Origin of the sequence: Desulfosediminicola flagellatus, from assembly GCF_005116655.2 — a bacterium.
Taxonomy (GTDB): Bacteria; Desulfobacterota; Desulfobulbia; order Desulfobulbales; family Desulfocapsaceae; genus Desulfopila; species Desulfopila flagellata.
In genome coordinates, this window is the sequence record NZ_CP050698.1 from 818,064 (window position 1) to 834,244 (window position 16,181).

Annotated in this window: 14 protein-coding genes; 6 read left to right on the top strand and 8 right to left on the bottom strand. The window is 44.4% G+C overall.

Features of this window, described 5'->3' with window-relative positions:
* Positions 1-243: 243 nt before the first annotated feature.
* The 3 genes from FCL46_RS03450 to FCL46_RS03460 all read left to right on the top strand — a co-directional run bounded on the left by FCL46_RS03450 (position 244) and on the right by FCL46_RS03460 (position 4,990).
* Positions 244-1,872 carry an autotransporter outer membrane beta-barrel domain-containing protein gene (locus FCL46_RS03450; RefSeq protein WP_167506054.1) on the top strand — a complete coding sequence of 543 codons (1,629 nt, stop codon included), beginning with the start codon at positions 244-246 and terminating at the stop codon, positions 1,870-1,872.
* Between the two features lie 483 nt (positions 1,873-2,355).
* Positions 2,356-3,744: an FAD-binding oxidoreductase gene (locus FCL46_RS03455; protein WP_136810097.1), complete on the top strand. Its 1,389-nt coding sequence runs from the start codon at positions 2,356-2,358 to the stop codon at positions 3,742-3,744.
* 7 nt (positions 3,745-3,751) lie between these two features.
* Positions 3,752-4,990, top strand: a complete 1,239-nt coding sequence (locus tag FCL46_RS03460) for a PP2C family protein-serine/threonine phosphatase (RefSeq protein WP_136810096.1) — start codon at positions 3,752-3,754, stop codon at positions 4,988-4,990.
* Positions 4,991-5,323: 333 nt separating this feature from the next.
* Here the strand turns inward: FCL46_RS03460 and FCL46_RS03465 are convergent, their stop codons facing one another.
* Entirely contained in the window at positions 5,324-7,234 is a 1,911-nt protein-coding gene (locus FCL46_RS03465; protein WP_167506053.1) for a hypothetical protein, read from the bottom strand.
* A gap of 353 nt (positions 7,235-7,587) precedes the next feature.
* Between FCL46_RS03465 and FCL46_RS03470 the strand changes: the two genes are divergently transcribed.
* Positions 7,588-7,812: a hypothetical protein gene (locus tag FCL46_RS03470; RefSeq protein WP_136810094.1), complete on the top strand. Its 225-nt coding sequence runs from the start codon at positions 7,588-7,590 to the stop codon at positions 7,810-7,812.
* 237 nt (positions 7,813-8,049) lie between these two features.
* Here the strand turns inward: FCL46_RS03470 and FCL46_RS03475 are convergent, their stop codons facing one another.
* Positions 8,050-10,098 carry a methyl-accepting chemotaxis protein gene (locus tag FCL46_RS03475; RefSeq protein ID WP_136810093.1) on the bottom strand — a complete coding sequence of 683 codons (2,049 nt, stop codon included), beginning with the start codon at positions 10,096-10,098 and terminating at the stop codon, positions 8,050-8,052.
* Between the two features lie 418 nt (positions 10,099-10,516).
* On the opposite strand from FCL46_RS03475, the gene FCL46_RS03480 reads away from it, so the two are divergent.
* Positions 10,517-12,004: a sigma-54 interaction domain-containing protein gene (locus tag FCL46_RS03480; RefSeq protein ID WP_136810139.1), complete on the top strand. Its 1,488-nt coding sequence runs from the start codon at positions 10,517-10,519 to the stop codon at positions 12,002-12,004.
* A 238-nt stretch (positions 12,005-12,242) separates the two neighbouring features.
* Here FCL46_RS03480 and FCL46_RS03485 read toward each other — a convergent pair whose 3' ends face one another.
* Positions 12,243-12,533 (bottom strand): sll1863 family stress response protein, encoded by a 291-nt coding sequence (locus tag FCL46_RS03485; protein ID WP_136810092.1) that lies wholly within the window; start codon positions 12,531-12,533, stop codon positions 12,243-12,245.
* Positions 12,534-12,621: 88 nt separating this feature from the next.
* Here FCL46_RS03485 and FCL46_RS03490 point away from each other — a divergent pair, with 88 nt between their 5' ends.
* On the top strand, positions 12,622-12,774 hold the full coding sequence (locus FCL46_RS03490; protein WP_153307148.1) for a hypothetical protein: 153 nt from the start codon (positions 12,622-12,624) through the stop codon (positions 12,772-12,774).
* 164 nt (positions 12,775-12,938) lie between these two features.
* Here FCL46_RS03490 and FCL46_RS03495 read toward each other — a convergent pair whose 3' ends face one another.
* The 5 genes from FCL46_RS03495 to clsB all read right to left on the bottom strand — a co-directional run bounded on the left by FCL46_RS03495 (position 12,939) and on the right by clsB (position 16,154).
* Positions 12,939-13,088 carry a lmo0937 family membrane protein gene (locus FCL46_RS03495; protein WP_136810091.1) on the bottom strand — a complete coding sequence of 50 codons (150 nt, stop codon included), beginning with the start codon at positions 13,086-13,088 and terminating at the stop codon, positions 12,939-12,941.
* A gap of 214 nt (positions 13,089-13,302) precedes the next feature.
* Positions 13,303-13,710 (bottom strand): sll1863 family stress response protein, encoded by a 408-nt coding sequence (locus FCL46_RS03500; RefSeq protein WP_136810090.1) that lies wholly within the window; start codon positions 13,708-13,710, stop codon positions 13,303-13,305.
* 398 nt (positions 13,711-14,108) lie between these two features.
* Positions 14,109-14,387: a hypothetical protein gene (locus FCL46_RS03505; RefSeq protein WP_136810089.1), complete on the bottom strand. Its 279-nt coding sequence runs from the start codon at positions 14,385-14,387 to the stop codon at positions 14,109-14,111.
* Positions 14,388-14,510: 123 nt separating this feature from the next.
* Positions 14,511-14,663: a hypothetical protein gene (locus FCL46_RS03510; RefSeq protein ID WP_153307147.1), complete on the bottom strand. Its 153-nt coding sequence runs from the start codon at positions 14,661-14,663 to the stop codon at positions 14,511-14,513.
* A 321-nt stretch (positions 14,664-14,984) separates the two neighbouring features.
* Positions 14,985-16,154 carry a cardiolipin synthase ClsB gene (gene clsB, locus FCL46_RS03515; protein ID WP_228723319.1) on the bottom strand — a complete coding sequence of 390 codons (1,170 nt, stop codon included), beginning with the start codon at positions 16,152-16,154 and terminating at the stop codon, positions 14,985-14,987.
* Positions 16,155-16,181 lie beyond the last annotated feature (27 nt).

Below are 16,181 nucleotides of genomic sequence, written 5' to 3' on the forward strand. Positions count from 1 at the left end.
GAGGCACATGGTAATAGGGGTAATAGGGGTAATAGGGGAGGGCAGGCTCTATGCAAACCATTATACAGAATACGCCTTGAGATAGAGAATATGCCTATCTTTTTAGTGGTGTTGGCTGGCGGTGAGAGCAGGCGGTGACCAATCCTCAGCTAAAATCGTCAGTCGGCCCATGTTTCAGTACAAATATTCTGAATATGTAGTGTTTTCGTTCTGGAAAATTTCATAGATTAGGAGATCGTATTGATGAGAACTTCAGTGCATGTTTCAACGTTGGTTTCAGCTATTACCTTGCTGTTACTGTTTCAGCATGTTGCATGGGGGAATGCTGTTGCAACTCTTGATACAATGCTGGCTGCATCAGAGGATACCTCGAGTGAAGTAGAAACAGGAAATGACAGGCCTGAAGAGTCATGTCAGGATATTATTGCCGGACAAGGGTTATCTCCGAATGATGTTGTCTGGTGGGCTGAAAATCCTGGTGGTCAGCTTGTTGCCATTAAGGCTATAGAAGCCTGTGAATTATGTTATCTCGGAAGTGGTAATTCATGGAAATGTTCGCCGACCTCTCCTATAGAACCTCCCATCGGTGTTATTCCACCGGATGGAGGTGGTTCCGGCGGGGAGTGTGGTGATCTTGAGAATGCCATTGAGGGGTGTGGCGGTTCAGGTGGTGGTTTCGGCGGTGGCACGGATAGTGGTGGTTCCGGCGGCGGTTTCGGCGGTGGCACGGATGGTGGTGGTTCCGGTGGCGGTGGGGGCACTGATGGTGGCGGTTCCGGTGGAGGTGGAGGCACGGATGGTGGCGGTTCTGGCGGAGGTGGGGGAGAGACCGACGTAATTGTTGAAGTGGCAAGAGAGGTTGACTCTACTACAAACCTGCGTTTCCCTGGAATCACGTATTCGGAAGCGGTCAGAATTGTTCGTCAGTGGTTCCTCCCGCGGAACGTTGATGCACAACCGCGTGCAATCACAGGATATGGGGTAAATCTGTTTCATGCTGTAAGCAGTGCAAACTGTTCTGATATCAAAGAGAAATCCAGCTTTTGGACAAGTGGAATTTACAATAGTGAAGGTGAGGAAGGGGGATCCATCATTTGGAACGATTATGATTCTTCGAGTTTCGGAATTGCTGCTGGAACCTGCTTCAAGACTGAGGATGATAATAAATATGGGCTGATGCTTCATATCGGTAGAACGACTGTTGAACATCAGTGGCCAACCCCGGGTGAGTACGAGTCGGATAACTTCGGTGCCGGTGTGTATTATATCGATCACAATGAGACCAGCAAGTTTACCTACAGCCTTGTGTTTTCCCAACAGGCAGGAGAGCAGGAGAGAGATTTTTCGTATCCAGGGTATCCGGTAGTGGCTTCAAAAGGTGATAGGGATGCAACCTCAGCGTTTTTAAGTATCGGTTATGAGGATACCGACATGGATCATGACCTACAGCCTTTTGCTCTCGCAACTCTCAGTTATATTCATCAGACCAGTATGACAGAAAGTGGTTTTCCGCTCTTAACGCTCGATTTCGATAGTCGTGATACCTGGTGGATAAATCTTGAAGGAGGAATGCGATGGCAGAAAACCTATGAACTGGATGATAATATTGACTACCATCTGCAACTCGCGGGGGCACTCACGTTTCTGACAAACATCTCCGACGAGAAGCAATATTTCACTTATGACTGGGGCAGAACTCTTGGTATTGCCGGCAGTGGTGACAGTGAGCCAGGAGCGGCGTTCAGAGTGAAAGTACAACGACATCCGAAAGATTTAAGCACGATGAGAATAGAGCTGGGTGGGTCAGTAGGTTATCAGTCAAATCAGGTCATTGGTTCGGCATTGCTGAGTTTTGTGTTCCCAATAGACTGATTGGCACCTGTAGAACTGACCTATATGCGACGCCTTGAGGTTAGATTGAAAAGAGGGGTAAAGGTAAGCGATATTTTCTGTTTCCGGAAGAATTTTCTTTCGTTACCGGGGAGTGACGATTACAAGGCGATGATAGAGCACTGTGCTAATGTTTTTCTGCTACGAATATTTTCAAAAAGCCACTGTCAGAATATTTGATTTCATACAGGTAAATGAAATTTATCTAGTATGCATGCTATCCCTGCATGTCTTGACAGGTGCTACAATGTGCCATAACCTAACAACTCAGGGTTGTAGAACCTGTGGCAGATGCAGGAGTTCAAATGTTGCGAAACCGCGATAGAAAGCTACGGCTTTAAAGAAAATCGGGTTGTATCAATATTTGCTGTCCGTTTTCTTAGTAATGATTCTGCGTATCTATTAATCCCTCGTAAAGTCCTGCATGTATAGTCCTATCGATTTCCTGTTCGGAAGGAGTTCAAAATGACATATATACCTTTAGAATCAATTGATGAATTCAAAAAAACTTTCAGAGGAACCGTTATCACACGTAGTGATGATGATTATGAAAATGCACGTAAAGTCTGGAATGGTATGTTTGATAAGTACCCGTCACTGATTGCCAGATGTATATGCACCAGTGATGTAATTCAGTCGGTCAATTTTGCTCGCAACCAGAGTCAACTGATTGCAGTAAGAGGCGGTGGCCATAATTCTGCCGGTAAGGCAACGTGCGACGATGGCATTATAATTGATCTCTCACTCATGCGAAGAGTAAATGTTGATGTCAAGAACAAGACAGTTCGTGTAGATGGGGGAGCTCTGCTGGGAGATGTAGATAGGGAGACGCAACTCCATGGACTAGCTGTTTCAGCAGGTATAGTGTCACACACCGGGGTTGGTGGTTTAACCTTGGGTGGTGGATTTGGCTGGATTAGTAGAAAATATGGTCTTTCAGTAGATAACCTTGTTTCGGCGGAGGTCGTTACAGCAGATGGGAAATTGCTTCAGGCAAACGTGAATGAGAATCCTGATCTTTTTTGGGCGATCCGGGGAGGCGGCGGTAATTTTGGAATTGTGACATCGTTTGTATTTAATTGTGCAGATATAGGCACTCATGTTTTTTCAGGTTTAATAGTGAAAAAATATGAGAATGCAAAACAATACATTACGTTTCATAGTGAATACGTGAGATCATTGCCTGACGAAATGTCTGTGTGGATGGTCGTCAGGAAGGCACCGCCTCTTCCTTTTCTACCGCCGGAAATTCATGGGCAGATGGTTGTCATTGTCCCCTTTGTCTGGCTTGGCGAGCAATCTAAAGGAGAAAAACTGATTAAACCTATACGTGATCAATCCGAGTCCCATGGTGAATTCATGGGTATGACACCCTGGGTTGACTGGCAGTCTGGATTTGACGGATTAGTGGAGCATGGTGCAAGAAATTATTGGAAATCACATCAGATAAAAGAGCTCAACGATAAATGCATCGACCAGATCTTACGGTTTGCTGATACGTTACCTTCGGATGAGTGCGAGATTTTTATTCCCCATATGGAAGGCGCGCCAAGCCGCGTTAAAGGAGATGCAACAGCTTTTGCTCATCGAGATCCTCCTTTTGTATTAAATATTCATACACGATGGCGAGATCAATCAGATGATGAACGCTGTATTTCCTGGGCGAAAGATTTTCACCTTTCAACAGAGCCATTTGCCCAAGGGGTTTATGTCAATTTCCTCAGTGATGAAGGGGATGCCCGGGTAAAGGATGCATATACCGAGAATGTCTGGAATCGACTGGTTCAGCTCAAGAACATGTATGATCCTCATAACCTTTTTCGCTTAAATCAGAATATTAAGCCATCTATATGAGGAGCAGATGAGTGATATTGAGAAAACTGCCGGGGTCACACGTACACTGGAAAATGAAAATACGTCCTTACGCGAAAGAGTTGATGAATTGAGTCGTCAACTTGAGTGCAAAGAGCAGGGCGTAGCTGACTTCAGTAAAATGTCGCTGGCTGAGGTTATACTTGAAAACAGCACTGCGGTTCTGTTTCGTCGCCTTGCTGCAACAGATCCTAAGAAACGGAAAATGGTTTATGTTTCACCGAATATTTCATGCTTTGGTTATCGGGCAGAAGACTTTCTCGAGGGCAAAATCATGTTTCGGGACATTGTGTATCCTGAGGATTCCCCGAGAACCCTTGCAGAAATTGAGGAGTATGTAAAACAGGGAGTTGAGACTTACTCGCAAACCTATCGTATTGTCACAAGCGACGGCGGTGTGCGCTGGATCGAAGATCGCACATCTGTTGTAGATGATAACTCGACCGGCTTACGTTATCACCAGGGTATCGTGATTGATATTCACGAGAAGAAAAAGGCGTTGCAACTCGCTGCGGAAGTGCAAAGGAGCTTACTTCCTGAGAAAGCTCCTTTGGTTGATGGACTAGATATCGCAGGGAAAACATTTCCCTGCGATGAAGTCGGAGGTGACTATTACGATTTTTTGCCAAGTACTATCGAAGGGGATAACTCCATTTCAATAGTTATTGGCGATATAGTCGGGCATGGTGTCGATGCGGCACTGCTTATGGCAAGTGCACGAGCATTTCTCAGGATGCGGGCTTCGCAGGCTGGATCGATTGAAGATATTGTTATGGCCATGAATCGACACTTGACCGGAGATATGGAAAAGACTGATCGTTTCATGACGCTGTTCTATCTTTTGATCGAGCGCTCTAGACGGAGGATTGAGTGGGTTCGTGCAGGGCATGAGCCGGTATTGCTGTATGATCCTGTTGTCGATCATTTTGAGGAACTGAAAGGACCTGGGTTATCGTTAGGTATTGATAAAGATTACAGCTACCAGCAGCAACATATTGATAGTCTGGTGAAGAATCAGCTTCTCATAATGACCACAGACGGGATTTGTGAAGCCAGTAATCTTGAAGGTGAGATGTTTGGTAGAGAACGCCTTAAAAATGTTGTCCGGGATAATGCAACAAAGAATGCAAAGAGTATTCTTGATTCTATCGTTCAAGAGCACATAGGCTTTACTTCTGGTGTCGCCAGAGAAGATGATATAACACTGGTTATAGTGAAGATCGTCTAGGACTGCCTGGCCCTGCCTTATTGCCCATAAGTCAAAAACTAAGCCTTACAGATTGTGTGGGGGCCTTGAAAACACGGCAAAAGGACTGAGTAAATTGCATTGAAAATGCAATAAGCTTCTGAAACACTCAGTCCTTATGCACGCTTCCAGTCTATCCAGAACGCTGGAAAAGCAACAGATTTGGCCAAAAATGAAAAGGCACGTGAAATATTCTGGCTGGTACCCTGAGTCGTTCAGATTCATCAGAAATGCTGACTGGAAACATTCAATCAGTTGAGGCGCAGCATCCATTGGATGACTGCGCCTCTGTTTAATTACACTGTGAGTGAATTTTTATGAAAAGGTGTGGCAGCTGACACATTTAAGGCCTTTCTCAATGTGCTTTTTATGACCTTCGCTTCTCCATGATTTTGATTCATGGCAGCTTGAGCACAAAACATTTTTAGCCTTAATAAATCCTGTTGGTTCAGGAGTATGACAGCTGTTGCACGAGATGTTCTCATTTCGATGCTCTGTATGCATTGATTCCCAGTACATACTTTCCTGCTCATGACAGAGAGTACACGACAGTACTTTCTCCGGTATCTGATGATACCCGAGTGCAGCAAATGGCAGCATTCGTGTACCGTCAGGAGTAGTACCGGTGTTATCATGGCACGATGTACAGCTCGGGGCATTCTCTTTTGGCTCAACTCCGTGAGTGATCAGCATTTCTGCATCTGCTTCCACGAAGGAATAATTGCCGCTCATTCCCTGTTCTTCCATACCTTTTTGAATGGCCATATCAAAATTGCCTGTCATAAACATCCACATAATGGCAGGTGGAATTATTTTGCCGCTTTCGTGTAACGGCATAATTGAACTGTGTCGTTTGATAGGTACAATCAAGGAGTTGCCGTCAAAAGCATTCCCGTTCGCTTTAGCCATCGGGTAAATCCCGCGCTCATCAGGAGTTATTACCTCTCCAACATTATAGACATAGGATGTCCCGTCAAACCAAACATATTCAGGTTTTACAAAAGACTCTTTTATCTCTTCACCAACAAAGCCACCCTGACCTGAACAGAACGCCTGATTCCAGACAGGCTCTCTGAAATCCCGTGACATTTCAGTCGCTCCGCCTTTGGCATACTCACGAATATGACACACCTGACAACTTACTTGTCCCTGAGCGTGTCTGTTAAGTCGTGCGTCTGAATGAGGTGCAGAGGTGTGGCAGGCCATGCAGGTTGGGGATTCCGCTTCTGTCTGGCGCAGATCAATTCCACGTCCGCCAATTTTATGGTCAGGTGCAGCATGACAGTTTACGCAACCCATGTTAGCACCATCTTTTGCAAGATGAACATCTTCGGACAACTTGGCTTCTGCCGAGTTAAGTCCCATGTCTCCGCGTTTGGTCCAGTCACCGCCTCCGGCTTTAGCATGACAGCGCAGGCATGACTTGGTAGTTGGAAGATGGACAGATCTGGCAACATCAACCATTGTTGTCCCTTCAGGCATTTTGTCGAAATCTGGAACAGTTGTGTAGTTTCCCTGGCTGTCGACTTTTCCGAAGACATAGGTTTTCTCTTCACCTAGTACATTTACAACTGTCTCTGTGTTATTTGGATCAGAAACAAATTTCCGCTGATACGTGTCATTATGGCACATCAGACAGTCAACATCTGTAACTTCAGGTGGATGGGGAGCATTTCCATCTGAGCGGACGTGGCAGGAAAAGCATGCACCTTTGGATGATACTGCATAGGTGCAGAAGGTGTTGATCCCGCCGACAGCTTTACCCAACTCTTCTCCGTTGGTGTTCGTCAGGTTCGGAGTTGGCCCGGACCATTTCATATGCAGACTGTCAAGCATTGCCTCTGCTGCCTGTTGATGACAGCCGATACATGTTGCCGGCCCATTATATTCATTGATTGCAGCGTGGGCTGTACCTGGATCATCGGGTGGTTCAATAATACCTGGTTCAAAAACTGTAAATTGAGCCGTACTTCTTTCCCGTTCTTCTCTGTCTGCAATTACACATTTGAAGCTCCAGTTTCCTGTTATGCTATTGTTAGGGATAGTGAAATTGTAACTGGCTGTATTTCCGTCAATTGCCATATTCCTACGACTGCCAACACGATTTCCCAAAACATCATATATCACTAATCGTGCTGATATAATAGGAAGTTCCCAATCACCTTCAGCTGTACATTGAAAGCGTATCTGGTCACCGGGAACCGGCTCATTCTGATTGATGGACATTTCAATATCCCTGTCAGATGCATAACAGTTGCTACTCAATAGAATGCAAAAAACTCCAAGTAAAACGGATCGTAACATTACGCTTCCCCCTGAATTGATGTTAATTGAAATCAACGGTGTGGGAGACCATGTGATTCCTGGAATGAGTGTTTACGATAATTAGTCAAGCAATTCCAATGCCACTATGTAACATGTCACTTTTGTGTCAGGCAAACAGCACATTCTACCGTTTTTTGCGGTGGAACCGCATCAGGCCGAAGGCATGGTAATTTACAATCCTGGCAATCATCAATGGGATATTCCCAGACTCAGAGAGCTACTTGAGACGAGCCTCCCCAGGAGTTCGGAATTCAATGACATTGAAATTGAACATACATGTGTTGATATTGGTTTCAAGATTATGCATCGACAGTGAAAAAGATGGATACCAGCTGATTCTTCTGGCAATTGAGGACGTGATAGAGCGGGAATATAATAAACGGTATTTTGATGAAATTGTAATGCAGAGAACAGTTGAACTACGCATTTCAAAGAAAAATGCAGAAGAATGCAGACAAATAGCCAAATCTAGACGTTGAGATATCTACTGTAAATCGAGATAAAAGATATTTATTTAAAATTAATATTTCAAGATGTTAAGAAACATCTCTTGAAGGAGTCAAGAAAAACTTGACTCCTTTTTCCTCTAGGTCACTGGCCAGAACTCGAAAAGCCCCTCAGTGGTTTTACTGGAAGGGCTTTTACATTGCTTCATTGAGGTTAAGTAAGGGTGCGTTGTTTTTCAACAAACCTTCAAGCGAAATGTTAAAGAGCTTTCATACATTGAACCTGGCTATCATTTCGTTAAGATTGTTTGCAGTGTTTGATAGCTCACCTGCGCTCCCTTTTACGGTTGAACTGGCACGACTCATCTCCTTTGCACTATTGCTTACTTCTGCAATATCTTGAGCTATACTTTCTGCAACAGTAGAACTTTGGGCCACATTCTCATTAACTTCGGTAATTCCGCTGGAGGCTTGGTTGACATTTTCCGCTATTTCCCGTGTAGTAGCAGTCTGTTCTTCGACAGCAGTGGCAATAGTCGCTACAATGAGATCTACATCTGCGATAACCGTACTAATTTCGTTAATTTCTGTTACTGCTACACCTGTTGCCTGCTGAATGCCCTCTATTTTATTCTTGATCTCAAGCGTTGCTGCGGCGGTCTGCTTTGCAAGATCTTTGATTTCATTTGCAACGACAGCAAAACCTTTACCAGCATCACCGGCCCGGGCGGCCTCAATTGTCGCATTGAGTGCCAGCAGATTAGTTTGTTCAGAGATTTCAGTTATCGCTTCAGTAACTTTGTTAATTTCATCGGCTGCACTACCAAGCTCATTGACCCGAACTGATGCCTTCTGTGACTGATTAACAGCCTGGTTTGTGATATCTTTTGCCCGAGTAGAATTCTGAGCTATTTCATTTATAGTCGCACTCATTTCCTCTGCTGCAGATGCAACCATATTAACGTTAATTGCAGCCTGCTCCATAGCTGCTGCTATAGTGTTCTGGTTCGTACTCATTTCCTCGGCAGCCGCTGCCACCTGACTTGATCGATTTGCTGTTTCATTAGAACCCGACGACATTTGGTCTGATATTGCAGCGAGTTGACTGGAGGATTCGTTAACACTGGCTACCCCTTTGCCGACATCAGAAATCATCTGGCGGAGATTAGCAGCCATTTCATTGAGTGATTGGGCCAGAACACCTATTTCATCCTTTTGGTCCACATCCATCGTTCTGGTCATGTCACCACTGGCCATTGCTTGTGAAAGCTCCACACCTTTTGATAGTGGTTTGGTTATTATAAAGGTAAGGTAGAAGCCGAGGACTAAAGCTAAGATCACCCCAAGTGCGACACCTGTTATGGTCACAATAGTACCGGTCTTTGCAATACTTTCTCCCTCCTTTACAGCATCTTCGGCACCCAAAACAGCCTTTTTAACAATCTCATCCATTGCCCGAAAAGTATCATCCTGATACGTGGCTGCCTTGTCAAGGAGCAACGTGTTCATTTCTTCAAATGAAATATAAGCAGTATCACTGATTCCCTTCATTTTTTCTACGTAGTCAAAAACCTGTTCAGAAAGGGGATATAGTTGATTGAGAGTGACATCTCTTGCTGTAAATGTCTTGTTTTCAGCTAAGTCATTTTTTATCTGAGCAACTGTCTCATGCAGCTTCAGATGGACTGGTCTAAGTTCTTTTGTCAGTGCGACAATATCGGGATTATCTGTATCCATATTGTCCAACCACTTGCCAAGTGAACAAGCCGTGCCATCCGTCCCGCCTTCGAAAGGTTGGCCGAAAGCAATGAGCTTCCCAAGTTTTGCAAGAAGCGACTGATGAGCTATCTCAAACTCGTTCATATGATTGTTCAAAAGAGTCGGGTTGATCATGTCTGATTCAACAAGTTCTTTGGAGAGTTCTACAGCCGTGTTGTTAACAGCAGCCCACTTGCCGATATGCTCTGTAAACACTTTCCATTCCGGCTCCACATCTTTAGCAAAATCAAGGGCTATGAAGTGCTCCTTTGCCTTGGCATATCTTTGGCGCCCTTCGAGTAGCCCCCGATGTACCTGCTCTCTTTGGTCCTCAGTCGCGTAAGGCGTGAGTAAAGTTCGCATTAGACTAGCTATGACCGCCGCTTCACTCTTGATTTCCAACATATGCTCTACTGCTGGCAAATGCTCTTCAGCCAAATCTTCTTCAAGTTCATGTAACTTTCCCTGCTGCATCATGCCTATTATTCCAACAACAAAAATAATGATTGCTGTCAGCATGAACCCACCGACAAGCTTTACACCCAATTTAAGATTTTTCATTCATTTGCTCCAAATGTGTTTCTTTTACAAAAGTAAACATGTCAAGGCATCTGATGTGTGAAGCATGTTTCGATTGATTTAATATCTTGAGCTGAAAAGAAATATTTAACTTTTTTGATTGTCTGGACATACAGCTTCATTGTCAAGTGAATTTCTGATTGAAAAATTTGAAGCGTGCCACTTTTGAGATATGTCGAGATTTATGATAGGGTTTTATTGGTAAATATAGTAGAGGAGGATCGGGGAGGGGGGGAAGCTGGCTCAATTGGAGCTTTTTATTGGTATTAGGCATCGTGTATGTAGATTTGTTCCCAGGATCATTCGGGAAAATCAATATCTACGATGTTTGGTGCGTATACGTAACACAACTAAAACTGTTCGTTTTCCGTTTAATTTTCACTCTGATCCGAATGTAGATATGCATATCCAGGAAAACTTTCTACTCTTTTTTGATGATGTTCTTGGGGCCGTCCGCGAGCCTCTGGTTGTCCTTGACGGTGAGCTCAGAGTCGTCAAGGCCAACAGTGCATTCTACCGTTTTTTTGCGGTGGAACCGAATCAGACCGAAGGCGTGGTAATTTACAATCTTGGAAATCATCAATGGGATATTCCCAAACTCAGAGAGCTACTAGAGACGATCCTCCCCAAGAATTCGGAATTCAATGACTTTGAAGTTGAACATACCTTTGCTGATATCGGTTTCAAGATCATGCATCTGAATGCCAGACGCATCGACAGCGAGGAAGATGAAACCCAACTGATTCTTCTGGCGATTGAGGATGTGACAGAGCGGGAATATAGTAAACGGAATCTTGATGAAATTGTGAAGCAGCGAACAGCTGAACTGCATATTTCACGAAAAAATGCAGAAGAAAGCAGGCAGATAGCCGAAGCAGCTCTTGAAGAGATCAAAAAGCTCAAGGATCAGCTAGAGGCTGAGCGAGCGTATTTGCTTGAAGAGATCAAACTCGAGTTCAATTACGATAATATTATTGGTCAAAGTAACGAAATAAAATATGTCTTTTATAAAATTGAACAGATTGCAGCCACTGACACAACTGTCTTGATTCAGGGGGAAACGGGGACAGGCAAAGAGTTGGTTGCCCGGGCTATACATGATTTGAGTGAACGCAGGGATCGTACCATGGTCAAAATGAACTGCGCCGCTCTACCTGCAAACCTCATTGAGAGCGAGCTGTTCGGGCATGAGAGAGGCGCCTTCACGGGGGCTAACACCAGACGGATAGGACGTTTTGAACTCGCTAACGGTACAACCCTTTTTCTTGACGAAATTGGGGAATTACCCTTGGAGTTACAGCCAAAGCTGCTACAGGTGATAGAGAATGGCAGATTTGAACGATTGGGCAGTTCTCAAACTCAAAGCGTAGATGTTCGAATCATAGCCGCGACCAATCGTAATCTTGAAAAAGAGGTTGAAAAAGGACGATTCCGAGAAGATCTCTGGTATAGACTGAATATTTTCCCCATAACGATGCCGCCATTGAGAGATCGCCTGGATGACATTCCGCTTCTGGTGAAATACTTCGTTCGAAAAATTTCCAAGCGATTAGGTAAGGATATCGAAACGATACCGTCCAACGTCATGACCAGCCTGCAGAATTATTCCTGGCCTGGAAATATCCGTGAACTGGAAAATGTCCTCGAGCGGGCGGTGATCAATTCGTCCGGCCCCAAGCTCAACATGTTTGATGAACTCAAGCATGTCTCACCATATGAACCGGATAAGCTGCAGACACTCGCAGCGGTCGAACGTGATTATATCACTCGGGTACTAGAGAAGACACAATGGAAAGTAAGCGGGAAAAACAGTGCAGCTGAGATCCTGGGAATTGAGCGCAGTACGTTGCGCGCCCGAATGCGTAAACTCAATATTCGAAAAGTATAACGCCTGGACAATTCGTAGAGGGTAATCCTGGTGTTTTGGAAAGCGCCGCCCTGAGATTAAACGAAACGCGGCTGAAAAGGGTGGTGCAGATTCTTCTGCCTTATCCCCTGCTGTGCGTATGTATGCTGATTTCGCAGTTGGTACGCGCTTTCCCAGTAGTTGTCGAAAAACGCAATATCGCCCAGAGGAAAATTCATCGATACGGTTGAATGGGTGGTTCGTTGTCGGCCGACTATGTTTAGTCCTTAAATGAGGTGACTGCATCTTCAAGTGTAGATTGCAGAACTTTCCTGGTGTTCTCTATTCCGGCGACAATTTGTTCCCACACGTCCTCATGAGCCTGATTCAGTTCTAGCAATTTGGCCTTTGCGTCGGCAACATGCTGCTCAATTTCTGCAACATGCCTGGCATGTCTGGATCGAGCATCTCCGTCGAGTTTATGGGCCTGGGCTTTAAACTCATTGAATTGGGCCTGTATTATTTCCAATTCGGCGTCTATCTTCTCGTGGTAGGCATCTTTCTTTTCCATAACATAGCTCCTTTGTTTATGTAGCATACCATAGCATTGTGAAGTAATAGCATAAGGTGCTGGCCATTACAAAGACGTGCCGGATCAGGTGGCAAGCAGTTGGGCATCAGTTATCAAAAAGGCCACCCCGCCAGTGTTAAACACGCCTCCGGTAATTACAGGAGTAATCCTGCTGTTGGCACTGTTTCAACTCCGTTGCCGTGACCTTGATCGAACCGAGATCGACAACCTTCTCAGTTGAGAAGTAGATGATTCCCTGTCAGGCAAAGGTTGCGATTCCATGAACAATAGGACTGACGGCTATAACTGATTATTTTTTTCAGTTAGTTTCTCTCTCTACTCAAACTTAATGAATATGAACTTGAACGAATTTGAGTCCTCCATATTACAAGCCTTCTATCCAGGCTACAAAAACCTCCGACCCTGGATTATATGCAGCAGTACAACAAGAATGGCCATGACCAGGAGGATATGAATAAACCCACCCATGGTGTAACTGCTTACCAGTCCGAGGCTCCATAAAAACAACAATACTATCGTGATTGTCCACAACATGGTTTCCTCCTTGTAAAAACGTTAAAAAAATACAGAGCATTAGGTGTATACGCTCATTGGGGATAAAAGAATAGACCATGCCTTCCTGCCCCGGACGGGTCAGATAACAAAGAGGAACTGAACGTCTATTTTAGCTTAATCAGTGAGCTGTTTCGTTACAGCTGCCATTCCTGGATGATGCATATTTTTATAATGTTTATGTTTCCAACCCTACTTATTGATTGTGGTCCTGCTTACCGCTACGTTTTGGTTGGCGGATTCTTTTTTCTGTCAGGCCTCTGACGTAAGGGTAGTGACCTTCGTCGGCTCCATGTAAACCGGCAATGGGTGGTTCATCCTTAAAGTTCTCAGCTGCATCCTTAAGAGCGGCTTCTAATAGATTCAGGGTGTTTTCCACACTATCCTTGAGTTTTTCCCATTGGTGCTCTTCCGCATCGACCAAATCTCTCAGTCTGGCTTTTGTCGCATCAAGCTTCAGTTCAAGTTCAGCAACATACGCGTCATGTCTATCTTTCGCTTCGGCGGTAAAGCCCATGCCCCTGACTCGAAAATGAGCTAATTTAGCCTGAGCGCGATCAACTTCAGTTTCTATTTTCTGTTTAAATAATTTTTTGGTATTCATTTTTTTTCCTTTGCTAAGAGGCGATTATGAGCTTCCCCGGAACATTCCGACATTTGATTCAGACACCGTGCCTCAAATCCTCGGCGACTGTCGATTCAGTCTTGATGAACTCGTACAAAGCCCGATCTACTACGCCTTGGATATCGAACTTTTTGCGAGATAATCAATCTTGATTTTGCAAGTATTGCGCCAGGAATCCTTGTCGTGAAAAGCGATTTCTATTGAGCTGATTTGATGTGAAAAAATATCAAATCGGTAATGTTGGAAGAGAACTCAAAGCCATCTGTTGCAGGTCATATTTGATCATCTGGTTGTATATGACCTGTGATGATGGACTATGATGCTTGTAGAGAGCCCGAGGTGAGGAAGGTTGAAAAAAGAGACGCGATGTCCTCGTATCAATTCTGTTGCTTATGCTTAGATGTGTTACGAACCATCATTTTCTGCTTAGGCTGAGAGCATACAACCTGTTGTTGCTCGAACAACTCCTGCCAGTTTGATGGTGGTTGAATGTATACGGCAATTGAGTTGAACTGCCTCTTGATCACAGAACCATCTGCCATTTTGATAATGACATTGCCTGATTTGGTCATTTCCTGAACAATACCGTAAGATCGGACAAAATCTCTTGATCTGCTATCAGCCTGGTTAGCGATGACGATGTCACCTTTCTCCATTGTTTGCTCCCTCCATTCACGAAAACTACTATATAATATGGTTAATATTTGGATGTATTAATGCTGCATTTTCAACCTCACTAACTGACAATGTGCTAAAAATCCAAGGTGCATTAGCACATGCTATTTTCTATTATCAGCATTTTTGGAAATGAGATCGGGTAAGGACTGTCCTCTTTGCTGCTTATCCAGTTTGTCTCTTTTCATCTGCTTGTTCTTCGCGTTATTTTGTTTTTGACTTTTTTCCTTACTTTTCCTGCCACCTTTGTCTCCCATTACCTTACTCCTTATTCATACTTTTGAATTCGTACCCACAATGCTTCCCAAGAGTTCTTTATCTATTCTTCGTCACGAAGCTGGGTCGATGGTTATTCTTATGCAAATTTAGTACCAGTTTAGGATTTTAAAAATAAGCTGGTGTATATGTTTGAAGATTAATGGGAAATGATATTGCCGGTGGGGGGGGGCAGTGGTCAGGTAAATTGAGTCTAGCGGTCATATGTGACCGCTGGTCACATATGACCATTTGGTAATCATTTTACAGTTGATTGATTAGTAATGAGAGGGAGAGATAGAATGTGAATCTATAGGTTTGACCTATTGGGATGTTTCTTTTTTTTTCTTGTTATCAGGTGCATATCCTGCTACTCCGACCATAAAGCGCACCAACCCGTAACTGAGCCAGCAGGCCAGGCGCAGTCGCAAAGGCTGTGATCTCCAGCTGTTTTCGGAGAAGCGTCTCGCACCTATCGTTATGGCCTGGTCCAGCTCATCCTTTAATGCTATGGCAAAGTTCTGATCATAAACAACGATATTCGCCTCAAGAGCAAGTAACAGACTGAAAGGGTCGAGATTCGAGGAACCAACAGTTGCCCAATAGTTATCAATTACAGCAACTTTGGCATGCAGGAAGCTTTTGTGATATTCATATATCTCAATTTCCGCATCGAGGAAACTTCCATAAAGAGCTCGCGAGGCAAACTGGAACAAACGATGATCCGCTCTACCCTGCAACAGCAAAACTACCCGGACACCGCGCCTGGCAGCGGCAGAGAGTGCATGCCGAAAATTCAGTCCGGGTAAAAAATAGGGATTTGCAATGATGATTTCGTTATGGGCTGCATCAATTGCCTGGAGATAGGCATTTTCAATGTCACGACGATGGCGAAAGTTGTCCCGCACCAGGAATGTCGCACGGATATTTCCTCTGGATTGCAGAGGGGGGATTGTTCTGTTTTTTGATCGGGACCAACCTGGGCGTAAGTTGATCCTGGCTACCAGAGACCAAACCCGACAACACGACGTATATATTGCTTTTACCAGTGGTCCTTCTACTTTCACGGCGAAATCGAAATGAGGCGATGTTCTGTCGTCACTAATATTCAAACCTCCGACAAAGGCTATCTTTGCATCAACCACCACTATTTTCCGGTGCAAGCGTCGTAATCTCCTGCGTCGGAACGTCCAAGGTGAAATTTGGGGTTGGAATTTCAGGACAAGTACCCCAGCCTCCACAAGTTCGTCAACCATGCTATTCGGCAGACGGTTCGAGCCGAAGCCATCGATCAGCAGGTGCGTTTTGACTCCACGCAAGGCAGCTCTACACAGGGATGCAGCAACATTACGGCCTGTTGTGTCGTTTTTAAATATATAGCTCTCAAGATAAATATCCTGCTGCGCTTTATCAAGTGCCCCTATCATTGTAGAAAAATATACACTGCTGGCGGTTAGGAGAGTTATCTGGTTGTCAGGTGTTGTTTTGCTCACATGTTTCCCGCTTTCCTTGGAATGTAT